Below are 24,094 nucleotides of genomic sequence, written 5' to 3'. Positions count from 1 at the left end.
GTCGGCATCCCGCCAGGGCAACAGGGGGCGGGGCCGACCTAGTCCCGCCGTCGGTTGCGTCTCGCCAGCCAGCTGCCGACGCAGGCCAGCAGCAACATCAGGCCCAGGGCCAGCGAGAGCCAGCCGAGCGGAATCAGGAAGAACGGCTCGTGCAGCACGCCCCGCGTGTCGATGTGTGAGCCGATCAGGCGGTAGACGACGCCGCAGGTCACGGCGGTCGTGAAGAAGAAGGCGGATAGAAACCCGGTGGTCCTGAAGATCGTCATCCTTGCTGGCATTCCCTGATGCATTGGTGCGGCCGTGAGCCCCGCTCGGCAAGGCTGCCGGACTCGCCGGCGCTGCCGTTCGCGTGGTAGACCGTCATAGGGCGCTGCCGTTCGGCCGGACACTGCCATGGGGATGCGATGGCAGTGGCAGAGTCTGGCCGTCTCTGCCACGTTGCTCGGTATGGAGACACGTCAACCCGCCCAACATGTCAGCCTGGTGGCGACCCGGGATGTGATTATCGGCACCCTCACGGGGCTGCATGATGTCTTCAACTGCTTCGGTGCCCTGGGCTGGTTCGACGAGGCGCTCGCCCGGCATCCGCCGTTCAGCGTGGACATCGTCGCCGCGGGCGAGGGGCCGCTGACCCTGGATGCCGGCCTGTCCCTGCTGAAGAAGCGCTCCGTCGAGGAGGTCACGCACACCGATCTGGTCATCGTGCCGTCCTTCATGGTGGTGGATGGCGAATGGCAGACCGGCCGGTATCCCGAGCTGGTGGACTGGCTGCTGGCCATGCACGTCGGGGGAGCACGGCTGTGTTTGGCGTGCTCGGGGACCCTGCTGCTGGCGGAGACGGGCCTGCTCGACGGGCGCGAGGCCACCATGCACTGGGCCTATGCCGACACCTTCCGGCGCCACTTTCCCCAGGTGACCCTTGCCCTCGAGAAGACCCTGATCATCGAGGGCGAGCACCAGGAGCTAGTGATGTCGGGGGCCGGTTCGTCCTGGCAGGATCTCGCGCTCCACCTGGTGGCCCGGCAACTGGGCTCGGGCGTGGCCCAGGCCATTGCCAAGTTCTTCGCCTTCGACCTGCATACCGACGGCATGGCGGCCTACAGTGTCTTCTCGCCCCGCTTCGACCACGGCGATGCGGTGGTCGAGCGCGCCCAGCGCTGGATCGCCGAGCACCTTGACTGCCACTCACCGGTGGAGCGGATGGCCGCGGGCAGCGGTGCCGCGGAGCGAAGCTTCCAGCGGCGCTTCCTGAAGGCCACCGGCTACTCGCCGATCCAGTACGTGCAGGCGCTGCGGCTCGAGGAGGCGAAGCGCCTGCTGGAGCGCACCTCCCGGCCCATCGACGAGATCGCCTGGGCCGTGGGCTATGAGGATCCGGCCTTCTTCCGGCGACTGTTCAAGCGGCAGGCGGGGATCACCCCCGGGGGGCATCGGCGCAAGTTCCATGTGCCGGGTGCCACCTGCCCGCCGTAGGCAAGCGCATCAGGGCCGGCCTGGCCACCGGGGGACGGCAGCCGCCGCCCCGGTGGTCGGTCCGCACGCCGGCGTCGTTCCGGCGTGCGCTGTCGTGCCCGCCGATCAGCTGGCGGGCGCGATATTCTGGTTCACCCGGAAGAGGTTCTCCGGGTCGTAGTGGGCCTTGATACGCTGCAGGCGTGGCAGGTGGTCGCCGTAGGTCCCGTGAATGCGCTCCTGGCCCTCCTCCATCATGAAGTTCACGTAGGCGCCTCCCGCCGAGTGGCCATGCAGGGCCTCCCAGTAGTTACGCGCCCAGCGCCGCATGCGCTCCTGGTTGGCCGGGTCGGCATCGATGCCGGCGATGACCATCGACCAGGTGGCATCGCGGAACCGCCAGGCGGTGGCCTGTTCCTCGACGCGGTGCACGGCGCCGTCGATGGGATAGAGGTGCATCGTCGACAGGCTGGTGGGCACCTCGGCGAAGCGCTGATGCTCGGCGATGGCCGCGTCGGGGAGCTCGCGGACCACATCGCCCTTCCAGTACCACTGCAGGCCTTCGGGGTAGAGGGCATCGAACATGCTCTGCAGGGCGGGGTAGGGCATGGGGCCGATGCCCTCGAACAGCGGCTCGGCCACCTCGCGGGCCGGCTGCAGCGCCGCCTCGGCATCCGCCTCGCTGCCCGTGAGGCACCATTGCAGCCCGCACACCTTGCGGCCGTGCAGTTCCGGCGGGAAGGGCGGCGCCGAGGGCACCTCGGCGGTGAGGTAGAAGGCGTAGACCTCCTCCGGCGCCTGGGGCAGCCAGTCGCGATACCAGCGCAGCGTGGTCTCGAGGGCCTCGATCGGCCAGAACAGTGGCCCGGCGATGACCGTCTCCACCGGGTGCAGACGGAACTCGAACGAGGTCACCACGCCGAAGTTGCCGCCCCCGCCGCGCAATGCCCAGAACAGGTCGGGGTGCTCGTCCTCGCTGGCATGCACCAGCCGGCCATCGGCGAGGACCACGTCGGCGCTCAGCAGGTTGTCGATGGCGAGGCCGTGGCGACGGGTCAGGTAGCCATGGCCGCCACCGAGAGTCAGGCCGGGCACGCCGGTATTGGAGTGGATGCCGCTGACGGCCGCCAGGCCGAAGGCATGGGTGGCATGGTCGACGTCGCCCCAGCGACAGCCGGGCTCGACGCGAAGCGTCCGGGCTCCGGGATTCACGCGCAGTCCCTTCATCGACGAGAGATCGATGACCAGGCCGTCGTCGACCGAGGCCAGGCCGGGGCCATTGTGCCCACCGCCGCGAATGGCGATCGGCAACCCCTGGTCTCGGCCGAACCCGACGGCGGCGATCACGTCCGCCACGTCGACGCACTGGGCGATCAGGCGCGGGCGTTTGTCGATCATCGCGTTGAAGAGCGTTCTCGCCTCCTCGTAGTCGGCATCGGTCGGTTGGATCACGCGACCACGCAAGGCGTCTTGCAGGGTTTCGATAGCGGATGTTGCCAACATGGGTATGGCCTCCCTGAAGGGTGAGCGGTCGGATGCCGGGACGCCTGGGCGGCCCGGCATCCCGCGGCCGGGATGGCCGGCGAGGGGTGGCCTCGCCTGGCGCCTGTCCCCATGGGGTCAGCATCGCGCTCACCGTGCTGGAAGGTGAGAGGCGGACAGGGCAGATCCGGTTCATATCGGCCATCCTGGCGCGACCGGGACGTGCATTGCGCCGTCCCGGTGGGGGCGCGGGACGGCAGCCATCGGACAGGGCAGAGAGGGCGGGCAGGGGCAGGCCGCACCGGGTGCGGCCTGCGGTGAGGACTCAGGCCTCGGGGGTCATGCAGTTGTCATAGAAGGTGACGGTGGCGGGCCAGTCGGAGAACAGGCCACGGACCCCCACGTCCCGGGCCAGCACGTCCAGGGTCAGCAGCTTGTCGCCGTTGCCGTCGATGACCGCGTCGGTGGTCTGGTGATACCACTCGCCGTCCCGGGTCAGCGGGCCGGAACGCTCGAAGCTCCAGGCGATCAGGTCCAGCCCGGCCGCCCGGGCGCGCTCGGCATAGACCGAGGGCACGATGCGGCTCTCGCCGTCGTCGGCCCCGGGATCGGCCGCCAGCAGCATCCACATCGGCGGTGCCAGGATCTTCACGCCCTGCTCGGCGAGTTCTTCCATGCTGGGCGACCAGCTGGACGGATCGCGATGATCGAAGTCATCGAGGTCGTAGCGGTCATCCAGGTAGACGGCCTGGTCGCCGAAGGCCGGCGCGTTGGCGATCCAGTAGTGCACGTCCTCCAGGTTGAACGACTGCGGGAAGACCTCGCTTGCCGGCACGCCGGCGGCCTCGTACTCGTCGATCATCTTCTGGGCGTAGTCGGCCTGGCTCATGCCCTCGAAGGGCATGGCGACGCTCGGGGCCTTGAGTTCCGGCGTCATCCGCACGCCCAGGGCCTGGAACAGCGCGATGCTCTCGGCATGCGTCATCAGGGTGCCGCGATCGGCGTAGAGGTCGGTGCGCCAGCCGGGCGTGCCATCCAGGTAGGCCGCGACGCTGCGCGCCTCGGTGTTGGCGCCCTCCATCTTGCCCTGCAGGGACTTGAACTCGGCCAGGGTGATGTCGCTGGTGCAGCACTGGACTTCGGCTGCATTGGTCAGCTCGCCACTGTCCGGGTCGAAGGCCGGCGGCACGCTGCACTTCCGGGCCAGGTCGGTCTCGAGGATGTTGGTGGTGGCATGGAGGTCGCACTGGGAGTGTCGGCAGACGAGCGCCTGGTCGGCGGTGAAGGTCACGTCGCACTCGATGGTCCCGGCCCCCATCTGGGCCGCGGCGAGGTAGGACTCGCGGGTATGCTCGGGAAACTGCATCGGCGCCCCGCGATGGCCGATGGTGAAATCACTGCGGCGCCAGGGCCGGTCATCAGTAGCACAGCGCAGCAGGCGAGCCTTGAGGTCGCGTTCCCGCTGGCTGTCCTCGCCCATGGCCTGTACCAGCGCCAGGGGGCGGGGCCCCAGGGTAACCTGGCTGGCGGCGGCCGCGACGGCGTCATCCGGCGCCGCCGACACCGGGGCCGAGGCCAGCAGCCACGGCAGCCAGCAGAGAGTGAGTGTCGGGATCATCCGTTTCATCGTGGGCCTCGCTATCCTTGGTGGTGGTTCCCGGGTAGGGCGACCCCAGCATGCCGCCGGACTGTTACAGGGGCGTGTGTGCCCGGCGACAGGCGGGCGTCGGCCTCCTGCTAGTATGGGCGATATCCATTGGCTGCCACCTGCGTGGTCAGAGCATCTCCCGGGTGGTCTCCATTACCCGGCCATCGACCGTGCGCTGCACCTTGTCCTCGATCTCGTTGCACAGCGACTCGACCTCCGGCGCCGTCGGCTTGACCACCACAAAGGTCCATTCGCTGGTCTCCAGGCGGTCACGGTCGGCACTTTCGCAGACCGCTACCGCCGGGTTGCGGCCATAACGCTGATGCATCCCGCGCATGCGCTGGCGCTTCTCCTTGAGGGAGGCGCAGCCGGGAAGGGAGATTCGCAGGGTGAGAATGCCGAGATTCATGGCCACTCCTGGTTGCTGGGGGTGCAGGAGCTTGCCGTGTCTGGATCCGCATCCTGCCGCGCCCGAGCCGAGCGCGATCGATGGCCCCGGGCGTCTCGAGACGGTTAGTCACGCTTTGTGCCGATGCCGATATTGACCCGGCTGGTGAGCACCGCGGAGGCGTCGTTTCCGGCGCGCTCCCGAAGCCTGGCGTCCAGCTCCTCGAGGACCCGGGCCTGCTGTTGCTGCGAGAGGTCGGCGACCAGCTGGCCGGGGATGGGGTTGCTGTACATCAGCCAGTCCCACAATGCCTGGCCCGACCTGAAGCGCAGGGATTCGGTGATCCGCTCCACCCGGACGTCCCTCAGGCCGGTGGTGATCAGCCGATGACGCAGCTTGTTGGGCCTGCCGAGCTGGAACGGCAGCGGTGGCGACTCCGGAGAGAGGTCGGGGAACTCGGGTACCGCGGCCTGGATGGCGTCCATCAAGAAGCGCATGAACTCGACCTCCTCGGGCAGGCCGAGGGCGATCACCAGCACCGTGCCCCCCGGCCGGGTGACGCGCACCATCTCGGCCAGGCCGGTCATGAAGTCGGGAAAGAGCATGACGCCATACTGCGATGCCGTCATGTCGAAGGTGTCGTCGTCCAGCTGCAGGGCGCAGCCGTCCATGACCCGGGCCTCGAAGTTCTTGATCCCCGCCTGTTTCACCCTGGCCTCGAGACGCTCGATCATGGCAGGGGAGAGATCGATGGCGGTGACCCGCGCCCCCAGGCGCGCCGCCGGCAGGCTCAAGGCACCACTGCCGCAGGCCACATCGAGAAACGACATGCCGGGGGCGAGGCCGGCCCGGCGCAGGGCCTCGTTGCCCAGCCACAGGTGCGTGGGGGTGACGAGACGGTCATAGCCCGCCGCGAGGCCACTCCAGACATCACGTATCGGGTCGAAGTGGAGAATGGGCATGAGGTTTCCCCCTGAGCGGCAGCCGAGGTGACGCCCACCACCCGGCCGCGCTGCGGCTTGTCTACTGTAAGTGTAGAGGGCTCACCATGCCGCCGGCCCTGGCACAAGCCCGCTGGAGGCGGGTCAGCGGGCGCGATGGTGCTTCTTGCGGCCAAGGGGGCGCGGGCGCACCCAGACCCAGCCGAGGCCAACGAGCCCTCCGAACAGGGTGTAGACGATGATGAACACCCAGTCGGGGGCCTGATAGAACAGCAGCCGGTGCAGCCAGTAGGCGATGAAGGCGCCCGAATATGCCACGTCCCCGGCCCTTTCACGCAGCGCCATCTCCCACACGGTGAGCGGGCAGAGGGCGCCCAACCAGGCCTGCAGCACCACGAAACCGATGGCCACCAGGTGCGCGAGGCGGAACCACGGATTGCGCACCCAGTGCCAGCCGAGGGGCTTGCCGACCAGTGTCAGCGCGAGTCCCAGGATCACGAACACCACGAAGGCCGCGTGGACCACCAGGATGGCATCCGCCGCCAGGGAATAGAGCAGGCGAGAATCCATCAGGCCCCCCTCGAGGTGACGCTGAGCGACGGTGTCCTTCCGCCGGGCCATGGCACACCGCTCCAGGCGGGCGCCCGATCCGGCAGGGTCTCAATATTGGACATCGCACGCCGCATGGGAGCTCACTCTGGCCTGGGGCACGGCCTCCTGGAAGGACAGGGCCTGGAAGACCTCGGTCGGGACCCCGGGCAGTACCAGGCTGGGCATCGGTCGGAAGCCGAAGCGGCCAGAGTCGCGTGGCTCCCCCACCAGCATGCAGCCCCGGGCTCCGAGCTCGCGCAACTTCGCCAGCGCCGCCTCCACCAGCCGCGAGCCGATGCCCTGCCCCTGGCGAGAGGGGATCACCGCCAGCGGCCCCATGCCATACCAGCCGTGGCTGCCAGCCAAGAGGGGCATGGGGGAGAGGGCCACATGGCCGACCAGAACGCCATCCTCCTCGGCCACCAGGGCTACCAGGGCTACCAGGGGCATGATGGCAGGGGCGTCCGAGGCGGTCTCGGGGCGGATGATCCGGTTCATGACGGCATCAGGCTCCTCCCGGCGCAACGCGACGAGGGTCATTTGCCTGACGAGCTTAGCGCCCGCGCATGACCCGGACCACATCGGCCATGGTCGCCAGGGCGATCTCCGCCGGCGTCTTGCTGCCCAGATCCAGGCCGATCGGCATGCGGATGCGCCCCAGCGCCTCGTCGTCCAGGCCGCCGCTGCGCCGAAGCCGCTCGGCGCGGTTTGCCGAGGTGCGCCTGGAGCCCATGACGCCAACATAGAAGGCCTCGCCGCGGACGGCCTCGAGCATGGTCAGGTCATCCAGGCGAGGGTCGTGGGTCAGGGCCACGACCGCGGTCATCGCGTGGGCGGGGTGACGCTTTAGGTACTCGCTGGGCAGCTCACGCCGGCAGCGGGCGTCGCCGGGGACGAAGTCGGCCCAGGCCTCGTCACGGGGATCACAGACCACCACCTCGAAGCCGAGCGACTGGGCGAACTGCGCACAGTACTGGCTGACCGGCGAGATACCGGCGATCAACAGCCGCGCTGCCGGGCCGACGCGAATCCTCGCCTCCCGGGCGAGGAGTTCCACGCGTGGGCCCAGAGCATCGGCCGTCGTCCACTGGCTGAAACCGGTGTCGAGCGTCACGCGACGCTCCTGCAGGGTTCCGCCCCGCAGCGCCGCGGCATACGACTCCAGCTCGCCGGCCGCCCGCCGGTCGACGGGCCAGTGTTCCACCAGCACCTCGAGACGACCGCCACAGGGCAGGCTGACTCCTCTGGCGTCGATCGTATCGAGGCCCGCCCCGTAGGCGACGACCTGGACCGGGGCCCTGAAGGCCCCGACGGACAGGCGTGCCAGGAAGTCCTCCTCCACGCAGCCCCCCGACAGGGAGCCGATGTGTCGGCCGTCCGCCCGGGCGACCAGCAGGGCGCCCGGCTCGCGGGGCGCGGAGCCGAAGGTCGACAGCACCGTGCACCACCAGAGATCGTGGCCGGCGGCGTGCCAGCGCTGGGCGGTCTCGACCACTTCCAGATCCAGGGCACGCATGGTCAGGCCCCGAGCTGGTCGCCGATGGGCAGCCGGCGGATGCGTCGGCCGGTGGCGGCGTGGATGGCATTGGTCACCGCCGGGGCGAGCGGCGGAACGCCGGGTTCGCCGACGCCGGTCGGGGGCTCGCCGGAGGCCACGATATGCACCTCGATCCGGGGCATCTCGTCGAGGCGCAACACCTGGAAGTCATTGAAGTTGGACTGCACCACCTGGCCCCCATCGAGGGTGATCTCGCTGTGCAGGGCGGCTGCCAGGGCGAAGCCGATGCCGCCTTCCATCTGGGCGCGGATCACGTCCGGGTTGACGGCCACCCCGCAGTCGAGTGCGCAGACCACGCGCTCGACCTTGAGGCGGTTCTCGGCATCGACCGACACCTCGGCCACTTGGGCGACATAGCTGCTGAACGACTGGTGGATGGCGATGCCGCGGCCGCGCTTCACGCCCTCGCCTCCCGGGGCGAGATCCGACGTCCAGCCGGCCTGCTCGGCGGCCAGGTCCAGTACCCCTCGCCAGCGCGGGTGCTCGGCGAGCAGCTCACGGCGGTAGCGATAGGGGTCCTGGCCCGCGGCCACGGCGGCCTCGTCGATCAGGCTCTCGGTGGAGAAGGCCGTGTGGGTGTGACCCACGGAACGCCACCACTGCACCGGCACGCCGATGTCGCTCGGCGAGTGCAGCTCGACGTTCAGCGCCGGCACGGCGTAGGGCAGGTCGGCGATTCCCTCGACCGAGGTGGGGTCGATGCCGTCCTTGACCATCGACTCCAGTGCGGTGCCGGTGAGGATCGACTGGCCGACGATGCGCTGCTGCCAGGCCACGGGCTTGCCGGCCTCGTCCAGGCCGAGCCGGGCGCGATGGACGTTGAGGGGGCGATAGTGGCCGCCTCGGGTGTCGTCCTCGCGGCTCCAGACCATCTTGATCGGTGCGCCCCGGCCCTGGGCGCGGGCGGCCCTGGCGATCGCCGCCGCCTCCAGCACATAGTCGCTTACCGGGTTGGCGCGCCGTCCGAAGCTGCCTCCGGCATAGAGCTGGTGGATGGTGATCTGCTCCGGGGCCAGGCCGAGCAACTCGCCCACCAGCTGCTGGTCCAGGGTCTGCCACTGCTCGCCGTTGTGGATGGTGCAGTGGTCGTCCTGCAGGTCCACCACGCAGTTGAGCGGCTCCATGGCCGCGTGGGCCAGGTAGGGCACCACATAGTCGGCCTCGATGACCTGGGCGGCCTCATCCAGCCTCGCGGCGGCGTCGCCGCGCTGGGTGACCGGCCGGCCGGGCGTGCCGGCCAGCGCGCGATAGGCGGACTCGATCTCGTCGCTGCTCATGGTGAACGCCTGGCCGTCGTCCCACTCGAGGGCCAGGGCGTCGCGGCCCTGCATGGCGGCCCAGGTGTTGCTTGCCAGCACCGCGACCAGGTCACCACCACGGGTCGGAGAGGCGAAGCGCACGCTGGCCACCACGCCCGGCACTTTCAGTGCCTCGGCGTCGTCGACGCTGACCAGTCGGCTGCCGAAGCGCGGGGGGGGGGCGCCGGCACGGCGACCAGCATCCCGTCCAGCTGCACGTCCTGCGTGAAACGGGCGCTGCCGTCGGACTTGGCGGGGCTGTCCTGGCGGGGCAGGCGCTGCTTGCCGATCAGCGTGAACCGCTCGGGGGCTTTCAGCGTGATGTCCTCGGGCATCGCCTGGCCGGCGGCGGCGTCGGCCAGTTCCCCGAAGTCCAGTTCGCGTCCCGAGGCCTCGTGGATGACACGGCTCTCGCGCACGGTCAGGCTGCCGGGGGAGACCTCGAGACGCTCGGCGGCGGCCGCCACCAGCATGGCCCGTGCCGTGGCGCCGGCCCGGCGCATCTGCTCGAAGGAGTTGGCGATGGAGGTGCTGCCGCCGGTGCCCTGGATGCCGAACGCCAGGTTCTTGTAGCGCTCGGTGTCGGCCGGGGCGCCCTCGACGCGAACCGACTCCCAGTCGGCGTCAAGTTCCTCGGCGACCAGGGTCGCCAGTCCGGTGTAGGTGCCCTGACCCATCTCGATGTGCTTGGCGATCACCACCACCTCGCCGTCCGGCGTGACGCGCACGAAGGCGTTGGGGGCGAATTCGCCATTCTCTTCGGCTGCCCCGGCCCCTCCGCCGCGGCCCAGCAGGGGCGACAGGTAGAGGCCCAGGGCGAGGCCGGCGGAGCCCTTCATGAAGCCGCGGCGACTGACATTCACCAGCCGCTGTTGCGTCGTGGGGGCCATGTCATGCTGCCGATTCGCCAATACGTGCATCAGGACACCTCCTGGCCCAGCGATTCCGCTGCCGCGTGGATGGCGGCGCGAATGCGTACATAGGTGGCGCAGCGGCAGAGGTTGCCGCGCATGGCGCCGTCGATGGCGGCGTCGTCCGGCGACGGGTTGTCGCGCAGCAGGGCAGCGGCCGCCATGATCTGGCCCGACTGGCAGTAGCCGCACTGGACCACGTCGAGCGCGCGCCAGGCCCGCTGCACGCTGGCCCCGGCCGGGTCGTCGCCGATGGCCTCGATGGTGGTGACCCGCCGATCCCCCACGGCGGCGATGGGCGTGATACAACTGCGGGTCGGCTGGCCGTCCAGGTGCACGGTGCAGGCGCCGCACAGCCCCTTGCCGCAGCCATACTTGGTGCCGGTGTAGCCGACGAGATCGCGGATCGCCCACAGCAGGGGCATGTCATCCGGGGCATCCACCTCGTGGGTTTGCCCGTTGAGGATCAGGGTCGTCACGGTCGCTCTCCTCGTCATTGGGGACGCTTACTCGGGGCAGTGTAGTTGTGCTCCCAGGGGATGGGCGGGCGTGGGCCAGGCCCAAGAAGAACGCCGGACTCAGGACTGGCGGGGCCGCAAGGCGGTCAGGTCCTCAACTACGTCGATATCGAGATGGATGCCGGGATCGTCCACCTCGAGTTCGAGGGAATGAGCGCGGTGGCGGGCAATGACGCCGCGCGCGCCCTCGTCGCCATGGAGGGCACTCAGTTCGCCCCAGAAATCGCGGCCGAAGAGTACCGGATGCCCCGGCCGGCCCCCCTGCCGGGGGCGCACGATGCGCGCTCGCGTGGCATGGGCCTGCAGCTGCCCCAGCGTTTCGGGCGACAGACTCGGCATATCGGCCAGCAGCACTGCCGCAGCCACGCTATCCACCAGGTCCGGGGCATTGCCCAGGGTGGCGAAGGCATCGGCGAGGCTGGCGCCGAGCCCGTCGTGGGCATGAGGCGCCCGGATGACGGGGGTGTCCGCTGCCAGTCCCAGGACGGCGGGGTCGTCGCCGTCGCGGATCACCACCCGCAGCCGGGAGAAGGCGGCCGCGGCGTTGGCCACCGCGGCGGCGAGCAGGGGCTGGCCCGTGGGTAGCCGGGCCAGGCGCTTGTCCCCGGCGCCGAAGCGCCGTGACGCCCCGGCGGCCAGGATGACCGCTACCACGTCACGGGCCTCGCCCCGGCCACGCGGGCTCATAGCCGGACCAGCATCTTGCCGCGGTTGGCGCCCGCGAAGAGCTTGAGGAAGGCATCGGGCGTGCGTTCCAGGCCATCCTCCACGGTTTCCTCGTAGTCGAGCCGCCCGCTCTCGACCTGGGGACCGACTTCCTCGAGGAACTGCGGGTAATGGGCCCAGTGATCGAAGACGATGAAGCCTTCCATGCGGGCACGGCGGATCAGGATCATCGCCAGGTTGCCGGGGCCGGGGCTGGGCGTGGCCTCGTTGTAGCGGGCGATCATGCCGCACACGGCGATGCGGGCGCCGACCCTGAGGGTGTTCAGGGCCGCCTCCAGGCACACCCCGCCGACGTTCTCGTAGTAGACGTCGAAGCCCTCTGGACAGGCCGCTTGCAAGGCCTCGGTGAGCTCGGCGGCATCCTTGCCCTTGTAGCCGACTGCCTTGATGCCCCGGGACTCGAGCCAGTCGAGCTTTTCCCGGGAGCCGGCGATGCCGACCACGGTGCCACCCTTGGCCCTGGCCAGCTGCACGGCCAGCGAGCCCACCGCACCTGCAGCACCGCTGACCAGCACGTTGTCGCCTTCCTTCATTCCGGCGATGCGGTTGAGGCCGGTCCAGGCGGTCATGCCGGGCATGCCCAGCACGCCCAGGTAGGCCTGTTCAGGCACCTTGAAATCGGGAAGGGGCTCGAGCTGGTTGCCGGGCAGCTGGGCGAGGTCGCGCCAGCCGGCCATGTGACGCACCTTGGTGCCTACCGGAAAGGCTGTATCGCGGGACTGGATGACCTCGCCGATGGCGGCCCCTTCCAGGGGGGCGTGCAGTGCAAAGGGCTCGATGTAGGTGGTCACGCCGCTCATGCGGCCGCGCATATAGGGGTCCACCGAGAGCCAGGTGTTGCGCACGCGCACCTCGCCGTCCGCCAGTTCGGGCAGCTCGGCCTGGTGCAGCTCGAACAGCTCTCGAGCCGGCGTGCCCTGGGGATGATCGTTGATGGTGAAGTAGCTTGCTTGCATCGGGTGTCTCCCTTTCCAATGATGCCGTGGTGTGCGCGGATACCGACTGTGATCCCAGGCTAGGGCATCGGGGTGATGTCACGCCAATCGGTCCTGATTGGCGTGCACTCGGCGGGGCCGGCCGACGTGGTGGGGCGGCCGGTGGGAAGGTCGTCAGGCCTTGAGCGAGGCCATGTCGATGACGAAGCGGTAGCGTACGTCGCCTTGCTCCATGCGCTCGAAGGCGGTGTTGATGTCCTGGATGTCGATCGTCTCGATGTCGCAGCGGATATCGTGCTCGGCGCAGAAGTCGAGCAGCTCCTGGGTCTCCTCGATGCCGCCGATCAGTGAGCCGGCCAGCATCCGGCGCTTGAACACCAGGTTGACGCCCTCAATGGCGGGTTCGATGGGATCGAGCAGGCCGACCAGGATATGGGTGCCGTCGTACTTCAGGGCCGCCAGGTAGGGGTTGAGGTCGTGCTGGACCGGCACGGTGTCGAGCATGAAATCGAAGGTCTCGGCCACCGCTTCCATCTGGTCCGGGTCGCTGGAGACCACTACGTGATCGGCGCCGTGGCGTCGCGCTTCCTCTACCTTGGCCTCGGAGCGGGTGAAGACGGTCACCTCGGCGCCCAGCGCCTTGGCCAGCTTGACGCCCATATGGCCCAATCCGCCCATGCCGACCACCCCGATCTTGTGGCCGGTCCTGACGCCGTAGTGCCTGAGCGGCGAATAGGTGGTGATGCCGGCGCACAGGATGGGGGCGGCGGAGGCGAGGTCGATGCCCTCGGGCATGCGCAGCACGAAGTGCTCGCTGACCACGATGGCATCCGAGTAGCCGCCCTGGGTGAAGCTGCCGTCCTGGCGATCGTCGCTGCCGTAGGTCATGGTGAAGCCCTCGAGGCAGAACTGCTCGACGCCATCGCGGCAGGACTGGCAGTGGCGGCAGGAGTCGACCATGCAGCCGACGCCGACCAGGTCGCCGACCCGGAAGCGGCTCACCTCGTCGCCCACCGCGGTGATGCGGCCGACGATCTCGTGGCCGGGCACGATGGGGAAGCGGGTCATGCCCCAGTCGTCGCGGGCGAAGTGCAGGTCGCTGTGGCAGACGCCGCAATAGAGGATCTCGATGGCGACGTCGTCCGGGCGCGGCCGGCGACGTTCGAAGCTGAAGGGGGCCAGCGGCTGGTCGGCCGCGTGGGCCGCGTGGGCCGCATAGGCACGCGTCTCACTCATGGAGGGTTCTCCTCTCGATCGGTGTTACCTCGGGGGCGAGGTTGCAGGCATTATGCGGAGAGGAGAGCTCGCTGAGGACCCAGGTTCCTCCGGGTTTTTTGCACGTTTCTCCGATAGCCGGACTTCGCTCGACATCGAGGCGGCAGAAATTGTCATAATCGTCTTACCCTGCGTCATGGAGCCAGGATGACTGCATATTCCCCGGCCGAGGCCCTGGTCGAGCTGATGGCGCCCCTGGTCGAGGGCGACGGCTATACCCCGACGCCGCTCAAGGAGGTGTCGCTGGTGGCGGCGCAACGCCCCTGCGCGCGCACGCCGCTGATGTACGACCCCAGCCTGATCATCGTCGCCCAGGGGCACAAGATCGGCTATCTCGGCGACCGCGAGATCCACTACGGGCCCGGCCAGTATCTGGTACAGACACTGCCGTTGCCCTTCGAGTGCGAGACCCATGCCTCCCTCGAGTCGCCACTGCTGGGCGTGTCGATACGCTTGGATCCGGCGCTGCTGGGGGAACTGGTGACGGCCATGGGCGAGCGGCCCGAGGATGAGGACGCGGCGCCCGTGCCCATGGCCTCGGTGTCGATGACCGGGGGCATGCAGGGGGCGGTGGTGCGGCTGCTGCGAACGCTGCAGGACCTCACCGAGACCGCCGCCATGGGCGAATCGCGGGTGCGAGACGTGGTGTTCGAGGCGCTGAAGGGGCAGCAGGGGCCGGCATTACGTGCCCTGGTCCTGCACCGGGGGCACTATTCCCGGATCGTCCAGGTGCTGTCGCGGCTGCATGCCCGCTATGCCGAAGAGGTTTCGGTGGAGGCGCTGGCGCGCCAGGCCAACATGAGCCCGTCGACCTTCCACCAGCACTTCAAGGCGGTCGCCCAGGCCTCGCCGCTGCAGTACCTGAAGCGGCTGCGCCTGATCAAGGCCCAGCAGCTGCTCGTCCAGGACAGCAGCAACGTGAACCAGGCCGCCGAAACAGTGGGCTATCGCAGCGTCTCGCAGTTCAGCCGCGACTATAAGCGCTATTTTGGCACCTCGCCGCTGCAGCATCGCCAGGAGGAGCGAGCGAAGCAGGCGTTGTGAGTGGGGGCGTGTCCAGGCATCGTCCGGTCGCCGTCACAGGATCTCGCGGGCCGTCTCGATGACTCGACCGTCCACGCTGCGCTGTACCCTGTCCTCGATCTCGCTACACAGCGACTCGACCTCCGGCAGCGAGTGGCCCGTTACCACGAAGGTCCACTGGCTGGTATCGAGGTTGTCGCGCTCGGCACTCTCGCATACCGCCACCGAGGGATTGCGGCCATAGCGTTGGTGCATCCCGCCCATGCGCTGGCGTTTCTCCTTGAGGGAGCCACAGCCGGGCAGGGAGATCGTGAGGGTCAGGATGCCGATGCGCATGAGTCACCCGCTGCGTCGTATCATCTGCTCGGTCTGGGGACCCCGCAGGGCAAGCGTCGGTGATCCCACGATGACCGTAAAGCGTCAGGAGCGGGCCCCGGGCTAGTTCCCCTCCACCAGCTGTTCCACGGTGATCGGGAGGTTGCGCAGGCGCTTGCCGGTGGCGTGGTGGACGGCGTTGGCGATCGCCGGCGCGATCCCGGTCAGACCGATCTCGCCGATGCCCCGGGCGCCGAACTCGTTGAAGCGGAAGTCGGGATGATCGAGAAGCTCGACGTCGATCTCGGGCATGTCGGCATGTACCGGTATCCGGTAGTCGGAGGCATTGGCGTTGATCAGCCGGGCGTCGCGCGGGTCGTAGTCGAGCTTCTCGAGCAGTGCCATGCCGATGCCCATCACGATCGCGCCTTCCACCTGGTTGCGTGCGGCGACGGGGTTGATGGCCCGGCCGATATCGATGCTGCTGACCACCCTGGCCACCCGTAGCCGGGAAATGCCCGGGTCCCAGCGCACCTCGACGAAGTGGGCGCCGAAGGAGCGGAAGCTGTATTCCCGGCGCTCGTCGCCCGGCGCGGCGCTGCCCTCGCCGGTGATAGCGGTGAGGCGGTGGCGCGCGAGGATCTCGGCGAAGTCAGCCCGTCGGCCATCGGCCACCAGGGCGCCCGACTCGACTCCCAGGGAATCAGCGGCGAGGCCCGCGAAGCTGCCTCCCGGCTCGGTCGCCCTCGCCTTCAGCGCCGTTAGGGCGTCGTGTACCGCGGCGGCGACCGCCGGCAGCGTTGAGGCGGTGGTCATCGATCCGCCGGAGAGCGGGCCGGCGGGGAGGTGGGTCTCGCCCAGCCGGACCTCGACGCGCTCGATCGGCACGCCGGTGAGTTCGGCCACCGTCTGGGCGACGATGGTGTAGGTGCCGGTGCCGATGTCCTGGGTGCCGCAGGCGGCGACCACCGATCCATCGGCGCGCAGCTCCACTTCCGCCGCACAGGGTTGGCGGCCGGCGAACCAGGTGGCCGCGGCCATCCCCTGGCCGATGACTTCGTCGCCGTCGCGCATGGCGCCCAGCCCGGGGTCGCGCGCGGTCCAGCCGAACCGCTCGGCCGCGCTTTCCAGGCAGCGGTCGAGGTGCTTGCTCGACCACGGCAGGCCGCGTTGCGGGTCCTGGTGCGCGTAGTTCTTCAGGCGCAGGGCCAGCGGGTCCATGTCGAGGGCCAGGGCCAATTCGTCCATGGCGCTTTCCAGCGCGAACACGCCGGACACTTCCCCCGGCGCCCGCATCGGACAGGGGGTGCCGTGATGGACCGGCAGGATGCGCTGGTGGGTTGCGACGCTGTCGCAGGCATAGGCGCTGGGCGTGGCGCCCCCGCAGGCATCCACGTAGCGGTCGACGGTCGAGGTCTCGGTGAGGCTGTCGTGCTGGATCGAGGCCAGGCTGCCATCGAGCTCGGCGCCGAGGCGGATGCGCTGGCGCGAGGCGGGGCGGTGGCCAGTGGTCATCATGTCCTGCTGGCGGGGTAGCACCGTCTTGACCGGCCGGCCCAGCATCCGCGCGGCCGCGGCGGTGGCCACGGCATGTGGCCACATGAACAGCTTGTTGCCGAATCCCGAGCCGATGTAGTGCGAGATCACCTCGACCCGCTCTTCCGGCAGGTCGAAGATGCGTGCCAGGGCGTTGCGCTGGTAGAAGACGCCCTGGGTGGACTCGTGGACGATCAGGCGCTGGTCCGCCTCGTGCCACTCGGCCAGGGTGGCATGCGATTCCAGTTGCAGATGGCTCTCCGCGGCCATGGTGTAGGTCTCATCGAGGATCACCGGGGCGATGCCGAAGGCGAGCTCGGGCTCGCCCCGTGTGTAGTGGCGGACCTCTTCGCCCTCGTCGTCGCTCGCCGCCAGCCCGGTCATGACCCCCGCATCCCGGTGATAGCGAGCTTCCACGCGGAAGGCCGCGGCCCGGGCCTGGGCGAAGGTCTCCGCGATCACCAGGGCGATGTACTGGCCATGATAATGGATCCGGTCGTCCTCGAAGGGCAGGCGAACCTCGCTGACCGCGTTGCCCTGGCGCATGCTGTTGGGCGAGCGATGCAGGTCGGGAAAGTGCCCGTGGTGGAGGATGTCCACCACGCCGGGCATGGCGCGGGCGGCATCGAGCGTCAGCGATTCGAGCGTGCCGTGGGCGATGCTCGCCGGCACGGGATAGCCATGGAGCATGCCCTCGAGGCGATGGTCGACGGTATAGTCGGCGCGGCCGGTCAGCTTGGCTACGCCATCGATGCGCGGCGTGCGCCGGCCGATGACGCGGGGCTCGGTGATGTCGCTCATGTGTCGTTCTCCCTGGCGGCGCAGGCGGCATCGCGCAGCGCCCGCACGATGGCCTGGCGGGCCAGCGGAATCTTGAAGGCGTTGTGGGAGAGTGGCCGGGCATCGGCCAGGGCGAGGTCCGCCGCCGCCTCGAAGGCTCCGGTCTCGGCCCGTTTCCCCGCCAGCAGCGCCTCGGCCTCGCGGCAGTGCCAGGGCTTGGTGGCCACCCCGCCCAGCGCCAGGCGCACCTCGCCGATCAGGCCCTCGTCCAGCGACAGCATGGCCCCCGCGGATGCCAGGGCGAATTCAAAGCAGGCGCGATCGCGCAGCTTGACGTAGGCCGTGCCCAGGGGCTTGAGCGGGGGCGGCAGGGTGACGGCGACGATCAACTCGCCATCGAGGGCGTGTTCGAGATGGGGCGTGGTGCCGGGCAGGCGGTGGAAGTCGGCGAACTCGATCTCGCGCTCGCCGTGGGGGCCGTGCAGGGTGACGGTGGCGCCGATGGCGGCCAGGGCCACGCACATGTCGGAGGGATGCACCGCCACACACTCGCTGCTGCCGCCGAGCACGGCATGCATGCGGTTGACGCCGTGCCGGGCGTCGCAGCCGCTGCCCGGCGCTCGCTTGTTGCAGGCCGCGGCCGCGTCGCGGAAGTAGGGGCAGCGGGTACGCTGCATGAGGTTGCCGCCGGTGGTGGCCATGTTGCGTACCTGGCTCGAGGCGCCGGCCAGGATCGCCTGGGACAGCAGGGGATGATCCGCGAGCACGTCCGGATGGTAGGCGAGGTCGGTATTGGTCACCAGGGCGCCGATGCGCAGGCGGTCGTCGTGGAGGCGTTCAATGCCCTTCAACGGCAGGGCGTTGATATCGATGATCCGGGACGGACGCATGACATCGAGCTTGACCAGGTCGAGCAGGGTGGTGCCGCCGGCCACGAAGGCGCTGGCCGGCTCGCCCTGGCGGCTTGCCACCGCGCGCGCGACGCTGTCGGCCCGGGCGAAGGCGAAGGTCCTCATGTCTTGTCCCCTCCCTCCTGACCGTGCAGGCGCAGGCGGGCGTCCTGGATCGCCGCGAGGATGTTCTGGTAGGCGCCACAGCGGCAGAGGTTGCCGCTCATCGCCTCGCGCACCGTGGCGACATCGCCGGCGATTCGGCGATCCTCGAGCAGCGCCACGGCGGACATGATCTGCCCCGGACTGCAGTAGCCGCACTGGAAGGCGTCGTGGTCGAGGAAGGCCTGCTGGACCGGATGCAGGTGGCCCGCCCCGGCCAGCCCCTCGATGGTGATGATGGCCTGGCCCTCGCACATCACGGCCAGGCGCAGGCAGGCGTTCATCGCTCGCCCATCGACGTGCACCGTGCAGGCCCCGCACTGGCCGTGATCGCAGCCCTTCTTGGGGCCGGTCAGCCCGAGTTGCTCGCGCAGCACGTCGAGCAGGATGGCGTTGGGGGAGACCCCGACAGTGACCGGGATGCCGTTGAGGGTCAGGCGAACGGTGACGGTCGCCTCGGGGGGATGCACAGTAGACTCCATCATGCCGGCTCCACAGCGGGTAACGGCACGTCGGGCTCGGTGACGACACCGTATAGCCTTGCCGCCGGGCAAGGCGAATGACTTTCAAGCTAGGTGAGGTTGTCGGGAGCGACAAGGCGGCGCCTGGTTACCTCGAGCGCGGCGGGGAAGAGGTTCGGGACGGTGAGGTCGCGATAGCCCCGGGCGAGCAGGTCGTCGACCAGGCTGACTCCACCGCCGCCCACCTCGATGATGACGGCATTCCGCGCCGGCGCCGCGGCCTCGACCTCCACCCGTCGCAGCGAGGGCGCCAGATGCGGCTGGTACCAGCTGATCTCGTCCGCGGGCCGGCTTTCGGCAGATGGTGTCCCAATGGCTCCGGTTCATCACCGCGTGGGTGTCTCGACGCGACGGAGTGGCCGAGCATGGGCTGGCGCGCCGTCATCGCTCCAGGGTCTCGATGGCCGCATGATCGACGAGGTTCCATTCACCGCTGTTGCGGTAGAGGCGCTTGCCCTGCCGCGGGTAGTCCGACACGTCCTGGTCGAGACGCTGGCCGATCACCAGGCAGGTGAGGGGGGCGTCGCCATCGTTGTAGAGGTCATGGGCCACGCCGTTGGTCGGGCAGCCGATGAAGTCGCCGGGGCCGACGGCCTGTGGGTGATCGCCCAGGGTGGCGAGCCCCCGACCCGCCAGGATGTAGAGGCATTCCTCCTCGTAGAGGTGGGCATGATACTCGGTGGAGTAATGCCCGGGGGCCACGTGGATCAGGTGCACGCCGAGGTGCTTGAGCCCGACGGCATCCCCCAGCGACTTGTTGAGGCGGATCGCTCGGGGGTTGAGAAAGTGTTGCTTGGTCACGCCCGCCAGGGCGTCGATCTCCTTGGCTGACAGATACATGGCCATCCGCCTTGCTCCTGCAGATGCCGCCCGGTGGCCGGGATGGAGGCCGGCGGCGATGGTGGAAGGAAACCCTGGTCCTGGCCCCGTCGCTTGCCAGTCACTGGCCGTTCGACTGGCCGTCGCTTGCACTGTCTTCGCCGCCGGCCATCCCCTTGACCGCCGAGAGCGGGGTGAAGGTGTCCTCGAAGACCGCATCGAGGTCGAAGGTCGAGTGGTGACCCAGGGCCGCGAAGTGGGTCTCCAGCCAGGCGTCGGCCCAGGCACGGCCCTGGTCGTGCAGTCGGGTGAGGAAGCCCCACTCGGCATTCATCTTGCTCGAGGCGCTGAGCTCCTCGATGTCCTGTTCGGCATGAATCAGGTGCAGGCGCATGCTCCGGAAGCGCTCGAGTGCCAACCCCTCGGTCTCGATCAGCTGCTGCAGCAGCTGGATGCTGCGCAGTTCCTTGATCAGGCTCGAGTTGAAGGTGATCTCGTCGACCCGATTGATGATCTCCCGGGCGCTGCCGGGCAGCTTTCGGCGGATCAGCGGATTGACCTGCACCACCACGAGATCGCGGCAGCCCTGGTTATTGACCAGCGGATAGAGGGCGGGGTTGCCGCTGTAGCCACCGTCCCAGTAGGCCTCGCCGTCGATTTCCACGGCGGGGAAGAGGGAGGGCAGGCAGGCCGAGGCCATCACGGTGTCCACCGAGAGCTCGGGCTGGCGAAAGATCTTCGCGCGGCCGGTGCGCACATTGGTGGCGGTGACGAAGACCTTGACCCGGGCGCAGGCGTTGACGCAGTCGAAGTCGATCTGCCGTTCGACCAGATCGCGCAGGGGGTTGAGGCCCAGCGGATTGAGCCTTGCCGGGGCGATCAGCTGGGTGAGCCCCTCGAAGAACAGGTAGCTGGGCGAATGGTCCAGGCCGTCATTGCCCACCAGCCGGTCCCAGAAGGTGCGCTGGATGGGCGAGAAGCGAGCTGCCTCGCTGACCGCCTTCCAGAAGCAACGCAGGGCCTGTCGAGCGCCGTCGCGCCCGTTCCTGTAGAGGCCATCGGCCAGTACCACGGCGTTCATGGCCCCGGCGCTGGTCCCGCTGATGCCGTCGATCTCCAGTCGCTCGTCTTCCAGAAAGCGGTCGAGCACGCCCCAGGTCAGGGCCCCGTGCGAGCCGCCGCCCTGCAGTGCCAGGTCGATGCGCTTGGGTTCATCCTTCGCCATGCCTGCTCCTGATGTCCTGTCGGTGCTGCACTGCAATGTAGGCGGTCCGGTCACTGGCTGTCTGCCCGCGACGGGCGGGGCGACGTGGCGCGTCAGGCCTCCTTCGATTGGCCGCGGCCAGCCGGACCCAGCAGCAGCTCGCCCTCGATGGGCACGAAGCGGCTGGCCGACCGGACCAGGGCGTCGGCGGTGAGGGCGGGTACGCCGTAGACTTCCACTTCGACGCCGAACTTCTCGCGCAGGCGGTCGGCCAGCAGGGCGAAGTCGCCATCCCCCGAGGCCAGCACCACCACGTCGACCTCGCCGGCGTACTCCATGGCATCCAGGGTGATGCCCACGTCCCAGTCGCCCTTGGCCGAGCCGTCGGCACGCTGGATGAACGGCTTGAGCTTCACCTCGAAGCCGATGGCCCGGAGGATGTTCTGGAACTGGCGCTGTTTTTCGTCGCCCCGGTCGATGGCATAGGCGATGGCCTTGACCACCCGCCGGTCCTCGGTGGCTCGGGCCCAGAGGGCGTTGTAGTCGACGTTGCGCCGATAGGCGTGTCGGCTGGTGTAGTAGAGGTTCTGGACATCCAGCAGGAGAAGGACGTTGGGCATGGTGGAGCTCCTGACGAGGCGCCAGACAGCCTGGCGGTAGCGCATCTTGCCGGAGGCAGGGCCCCGGGTCGACTCGATGCGCCGCGGCGCATCGAGTCGACCCGGGGGGACGGCGCGCGATGGCCCGGGGCGACCCGGGCCATCGAGAGGGGCGAGGCTCAGTCGCCGGGACCGCGATGGCTGTCGGTGAGGATATGGTGCAGGCTGCCGTCATCCACCAGCGGATCCTCCAGGTTGATGACCACATCGGAGTGGGCCAGCACATAGGCCTTGCCGGTGATGGTGTTCTCCACCACCTGGTGGGTGCCCTCCTGGCGGGTGTCGGTGATCTCGCCAATGAAGCCGGTCTCGCGCAGCGAGACGGTCTCGAGCTTGTCACCGGCCTTGAGGCGCCCCTCGTAGTTCATCAGCGCCAGGCGTGCCGAGGTGCCGGTGCCGGTGGTGCTGCGGCAGATCACCCCGGGATGCACGTAGGTGGTCGACCGCGAGCGGTAGAAGTGATCGGAGATCTGGTCCACCGGTCCCATGAAGTGCAGGAAGGGCAGGGGGCCCACGTCGCCCAGGGTATAGTGGGAGAAGCCGCGCTCGGCCTGCAGGGCCTCGACGATCTTGTGCGCGCAGTCGGCCAGGGCGCGCTCCTCCTCGCGCACCAGCGAGAAGCCCAGCTCGGCCGCCTCCACCAGGGCATAGAAGCCGCCGCTGTAGGCCACGCTATAGGTAACGTCGCCGATCGTCGGCACGTGGATACTGGCTCGATAGGTGTCGATGTAGCTGGGTAGGCCCTCGCAGGTGATGGCTTCCACCACGTTGTCGACGACCTTGGCCTCGATGTGCACCTGGCCCGCCGGCGATTCCAGGATGAAGCGCTGCTGTCCCTCCTGCTTGGGCACCAGGCCGGCCTCCAACACCGCCGTGGCGGTGCAGATGGTATTGGAGCCGGAATAGATGGGATAGCCCATCACCTCCATGATGATGTAGCCGACCTCGGCCTCGGGATCGGTGGCCGGCACGATAAGGTCCACCGACATCTCGGGGATGCCATAGGGCTCGTCGAGCAGCAGCTTGCGCAGGCCGTCGGCATCGTCGCGCAGGTAATGCATCTGCTCGCGCACCGTGGCACCGGGCAGCGGGTCGATGCCGCCCAGCACGATGCGGCTGACATCGCCGCCGGCATGGGTGTCCATCAGACGAATCTTCAGTTCTTCCTTGCTCATTTCGTTCCCTCGAGCGCATAGGGCGCGCCGTGTTCCTGCCATTGGGCGTCCGGGACAATCACGATCTTGCCCAGGTAGTTGCTGCTGCGGTTGACGAAGTAGCGTTCGGCCTCGTGCAGCTCGGAGAGCCTGAAGGCCGCATGCAGCACCGGCTTGAGCTGGCCATCGCGAATCCAGTGGACGAGCTGCTCGGCTTCTTCCCGGGTGCCGTGGGAAACGCCGAATATCTGCACCTGGTAGAGGTAGATGCGGGTCCACATGATCTCGCTGACGTTGCCGCCGCTGGCGCCGGCGATGGACAGGCGCGGGTAGCTGCGTCGGCTGTTCATGTCGAAGATCATGGTGTCGATGAAGCGGTCGGTCATCTCACCGCCGACCAGGTCCATCACCGCGTCGATGGGCGCGCCACCGGTGACGGCCTTGACCTGCTCGGTGAAGGCCGTCATGTCATTGCGGTCGAGTACTGCCTCCGCGCCCAGTGCGAGCAGGGCGTCGGCCTTGTCCGGCTGGCTGAGGGCGTAGGGCACCGCCCCGACGATGCGGCACAGCTGGATCAGTGCCGTGCCCACGCCGCCGCTGGCACCGGTGACCAGCACCCGCTCGCCATGGCGGACCCGGGCCGCGGTCATCATATGATAAGCGGTCTGGTAGGAGCACATGCCCATGGCCGCCAGTTCGGCATCGGCCAGTTCGGGGTTGGCCACGGTGTGGAACTGGTCCGAGGGCACGGCGATATACTCGGCGAAGCCGCCATCGGCGCCATGGCCGTAGTAGTCGGGGGTCAGGTTGATGTCGCGACGCTCGTCAGCGTAGAGGTTGAAGTCGAGCAGGCCGCGCTCGCCGATTCGCGAGCTCGCGACGCCCTCGCCCACGGCCACCACGCGGCCGACCACGTCGGCGCCCTGGATGCGCGGGAAGGTCAGCGTCGGCGATCCGCCCATGGCGAAGGACGTTACCTCGCCCTTGTCCTTGGTCGGGTAGAGGCCCTCGCGCGCCTTGCGATCGGTATTGTTCTTCGCCGTGGCCGTTACCCGGACCAGCACTTCGCCGGCGGCGGGGCGCGGGGTGGGGACGTGCGTGTCATAGACCAGCTTGTCCACGTCGCCATGGCCGGTCAGCAGCATGGCCGACATGGTGGCGGGAACGGTTTCCGGCAGGGTCTCGGCGCCCATTGGCTACCTCCTGGCATTGGCGGTGGGTTCGAGCGCTGACGATAACAAACTCGCGGGGACACACCATCCGCGGTTTTTTTCGATTTGGCCGCGCAAGGCTGGGGGTTTTTTCGGT

General features: G+C 68.8%; 26 protein-coding genes. 2 read left to right on the top strand and 24 right to left on the bottom strand.

What is annotated here, in order from left to right; genetic code table 11:
* Nucleotides 1-38: 38 nt before the first annotated feature.
* A complete protein-coding gene (locus EKG36_RS03560; protein WP_126481093.1) occupies nt 39-266 on the bottom strand; it encodes a DUF3955 domain-containing protein in 228 nt (75 codons plus the stop codon).
* Between the two features lie 181 nt (nt 267-447).
* On the opposite strand from EKG36_RS03560, the gene EKG36_RS03555 reads away from it, so the two are divergent.
* Nucleotides 448-1,473 (top strand): GlxA family transcriptional regulator, encoded by a 1,026-nt coding sequence (locus EKG36_RS03555; protein WP_126481091.1) that lies wholly within the window; start codon nt 448-450, stop codon nt 1,471-1,473.
* A 105-nt stretch (nt 1,474-1,578) separates the two neighbouring features.
* On the opposite strand, the gene EKG36_RS03550 is transcribed toward EKG36_RS03555, so the two are convergent.
* The 13 genes from EKG36_RS03550 to EKG36_RS03495 all read right to left on the bottom strand — a co-directional run bounded on the left by EKG36_RS03550 (nt 1,579) and on the right by EKG36_RS03495 (nt 13,684).
* Nucleotides 1,579-2,955 carry an FAD-binding oxidoreductase gene (locus EKG36_RS03550; protein WP_221766036.1) on the bottom strand — a complete coding sequence of 459 codons (1,377 nt, stop codon included), beginning with the start codon at nt 2,953-2,955 and terminating at the stop codon, nt 1,579-1,581.
* Nucleotides 2,956-3,259: 304 nt separating this feature from the next.
* Nucleotides 3,260-4,561, bottom strand: a complete 1,302-nt coding sequence (locus tag EKG36_RS03545; protein WP_126481089.1) for a glycerophosphodiester phosphodiesterase family protein — start codon at nt 4,559-4,561, stop codon at nt 3,260-3,262.
* Between the two features lie 148 nt (nt 4,562-4,709).
* On the bottom strand, nt 4,710-4,991 hold the full coding sequence (locus EKG36_RS03540) for a DUF503 domain-containing protein (RefSeq protein WP_126481087.1): 282 nt from the start codon (nt 4,989-4,991) through the stop codon (nt 4,710-4,712).
* 104 nt (nt 4,992-5,095) lie between these two features.
* Entirely contained in the window at nt 5,096-5,932 is an 837-nt protein-coding gene (locus tag EKG36_RS03535; RefSeq protein WP_126481085.1) for a class I SAM-dependent methyltransferase, read from the bottom strand.
* Nucleotides 5,933-6,055: 123 nt separating this feature from the next.
* On the bottom strand, nt 6,056-6,532 hold the full coding sequence (locus EKG36_RS03530) for a DUF2784 domain-containing protein (protein ID WP_246007422.1): 477 nt from the start codon (nt 6,530-6,532) through the stop codon (nt 6,056-6,058).
* Between the two features lie 39 nt (nt 6,533-6,571).
* A complete protein-coding gene (locus tag EKG36_RS03525; protein WP_126481083.1) occupies nt 6,572-7,000 on the bottom strand; it encodes a GNAT family N-acetyltransferase in 429 nt (142 codons plus the stop codon).
* A gap of 55 nt (nt 7,001-7,055) precedes the next feature.
* Entirely contained in the window at nt 7,056-8,018 is a 963-nt protein-coding gene (locus EKG36_RS03520) for an XdhC family protein (protein WP_126481081.1), read from the bottom strand.
* A gap of 2 nt (nt 8,019-8,020) precedes the next feature.
* Nucleotides 8,021-9,460 (bottom strand): xanthine dehydrogenase family protein molybdopterin-binding subunit, encoded by a 1,440-nt coding sequence (locus tag EKG36_RS20685; protein ID WP_246007421.1) that lies wholly within the window; start codon nt 9,458-9,460, stop codon nt 8,021-8,023.
* A 23-nt stretch (nt 9,461-9,483) separates the two neighbouring features.
* Nucleotides 9,484-10,278 carry a molybdopterin cofactor-binding domain-containing protein gene (locus EKG36_RS20680; protein WP_246007420.1) on the bottom strand — a complete coding sequence of 265 codons (795 nt, stop codon included), beginning with the start codon at nt 10,276-10,278 and terminating at the stop codon, nt 9,484-9,486.
* A complete protein-coding gene (locus EKG36_RS03510) occupies nt 10,278-10,748 on the bottom strand; it encodes a (2Fe-2S)-binding protein (protein ID WP_126481079.1) in 471 nt (156 codons plus the stop codon). The genes EKG36_RS20680 and EKG36_RS03510 overlap by 1 nt, the downstream gene beginning before the upstream one ends.
* 99 nt (nt 10,749-10,847) lie before the next feature.
* Complete coding sequence (locus tag EKG36_RS03505) at nt 10,848-11,474, bottom strand: nucleotidyltransferase family protein (RefSeq protein ID WP_126481077.1); 627 nt, start codon at nt 11,472-11,474, stop codon at nt 10,848-10,850.
* On the bottom strand, nt 11,471-12,469 hold the full coding sequence (locus tag EKG36_RS03500; RefSeq protein WP_126481075.1) for an NADP-dependent oxidoreductase: 999 nt from the start codon (nt 12,467-12,469) through the stop codon (nt 11,471-11,473). Before EKG36_RS03500 ends, EKG36_RS03505 begins: the two co-directional genes overlap by 4 nt.
* A gap of 153 nt (nt 12,470-12,622) precedes the next feature.
* On the bottom strand, nt 12,623-13,684 hold the full coding sequence (locus EKG36_RS03495) for an NAD(P)-dependent alcohol dehydrogenase (protein ID WP_126481073.1): 1,062 nt from the start codon (nt 13,682-13,684) through the stop codon (nt 12,623-12,625).
* Between the two features lie 186 nt (nt 13,685-13,870).
* Between EKG36_RS03495 and EKG36_RS03490 the strand changes: the two genes are divergently transcribed.
* On the top strand, nt 13,871-14,767 hold the full coding sequence (locus EKG36_RS03490) for an AraC family transcriptional regulator (protein WP_126481071.1): 897 nt from the start codon (nt 13,871-13,873) through the stop codon (nt 14,765-14,767).
* 33 nt (nt 14,768-14,800) lie between these two features.
* Here EKG36_RS03490 and EKG36_RS03485 read toward each other — a convergent pair whose 3' ends face one another.
* From EKG36_RS03485 to EKG36_RS03440, 10 genes are all read right to left on the bottom strand, one after another.
* Nucleotides 14,801-15,082 (bottom strand): DUF503 domain-containing protein, encoded by a 282-nt coding sequence (locus EKG36_RS03485; RefSeq protein WP_126481069.1) that lies wholly within the window; start codon nt 15,080-15,082, stop codon nt 14,801-14,803.
* A gap of 102 nt (nt 15,083-15,184) precedes the next feature.
* Nucleotides 15,185-17,398, bottom strand: a complete 2,214-nt coding sequence (locus EKG36_RS03480) for a xanthine dehydrogenase family protein molybdopterin-binding subunit (protein WP_126481067.1) — start codon at nt 17,396-17,398, stop codon at nt 15,185-15,187.
* Nucleotides 17,395-18,393, bottom strand: a complete 999-nt coding sequence (locus EKG36_RS03475; protein WP_126481065.1) for an FAD binding domain-containing protein — start codon at nt 18,391-18,393, stop codon at nt 17,395-17,397. Before EKG36_RS03475 ends, EKG36_RS03480 begins: the two co-directional genes overlap by 4 nt.
* The gene (locus EKG36_RS03470; protein WP_126481063.1) at nt 18,390-18,914 is read right to left on the bottom strand and encodes a (2Fe-2S)-binding protein; all 525 of its coding nucleotides are present in this window, start codon (nt 18,912-18,914) and stop codon (nt 18,390-18,392) included. Before EKG36_RS03470 ends, EKG36_RS03475 begins: the two co-directional genes overlap by 4 nt.
* An 86-nt stretch (nt 18,915-19,000) precedes the next feature.
* Nucleotides 19,001-19,183 (bottom strand): hypothetical protein, encoded by a 183-nt coding sequence (locus EKG36_RS03465; protein ID WP_126481061.1) that lies wholly within the window; start codon nt 19,181-19,183, stop codon nt 19,001-19,003.
* 148 nt (nt 19,184-19,331) lie between these two features.
* Nucleotides 19,332-19,796: a cupin domain-containing protein gene (locus EKG36_RS03460; protein WP_126481059.1), complete on the bottom strand. Its 465-nt coding sequence runs from the start codon at nt 19,794-19,796 to the stop codon at nt 19,332-19,334.
* A gap of 94 nt (nt 19,797-19,890) precedes the next feature.
* A complete protein-coding gene (locus EKG36_RS03455; RefSeq protein WP_126481057.1) occupies nt 19,891-20,994 on the bottom strand; it encodes a patatin-like phospholipase family protein in 1,104 nt (367 codons plus the stop codon).
* A 92-nt stretch (nt 20,995-21,086) separates the two neighbouring features.
* Nucleotides 21,087-21,593 carry an NYN domain-containing protein gene (locus EKG36_RS03450; RefSeq protein WP_126481055.1) on the bottom strand — a complete coding sequence of 169 codons (507 nt, stop codon included), beginning with the start codon at nt 21,591-21,593 and terminating at the stop codon, nt 21,087-21,089.
* A gap of 158 nt (nt 21,594-21,751) precedes the next feature.
* The gene (locus EKG36_RS03445) at nt 21,752-22,807 is read right to left on the bottom strand and encodes a proline racemase family protein (RefSeq protein ID WP_126481053.1); all 1,056 of its coding nucleotides are present in this window, start codon (nt 22,805-22,807) and stop codon (nt 21,752-21,754) included.
* Nucleotides 22,804-23,979 (bottom strand): zinc-binding dehydrogenase, encoded by a 1,176-nt coding sequence (locus EKG36_RS03440; protein ID WP_126481051.1) that lies wholly within the window; start codon nt 23,977-23,979, stop codon nt 22,804-22,806. Before EKG36_RS03440 ends, EKG36_RS03445 begins: the two co-directional genes overlap by 4 nt.
* Nucleotides 23,980-24,094: the final 115 nt, after the last annotated feature.

Origin of the sequence: Halomonas nitroreducens, assembly GCF_003966155.1 — a bacterium.
Lineage (GTDB): Bacteria > Pseudomonadota > Gammaproteobacteria > Pseudomonadales > Halomonadaceae > Halomonas > Halomonas nitroreducens.
This window is presented reverse-complemented; position numbering and strand designations above follow the sequence as displayed.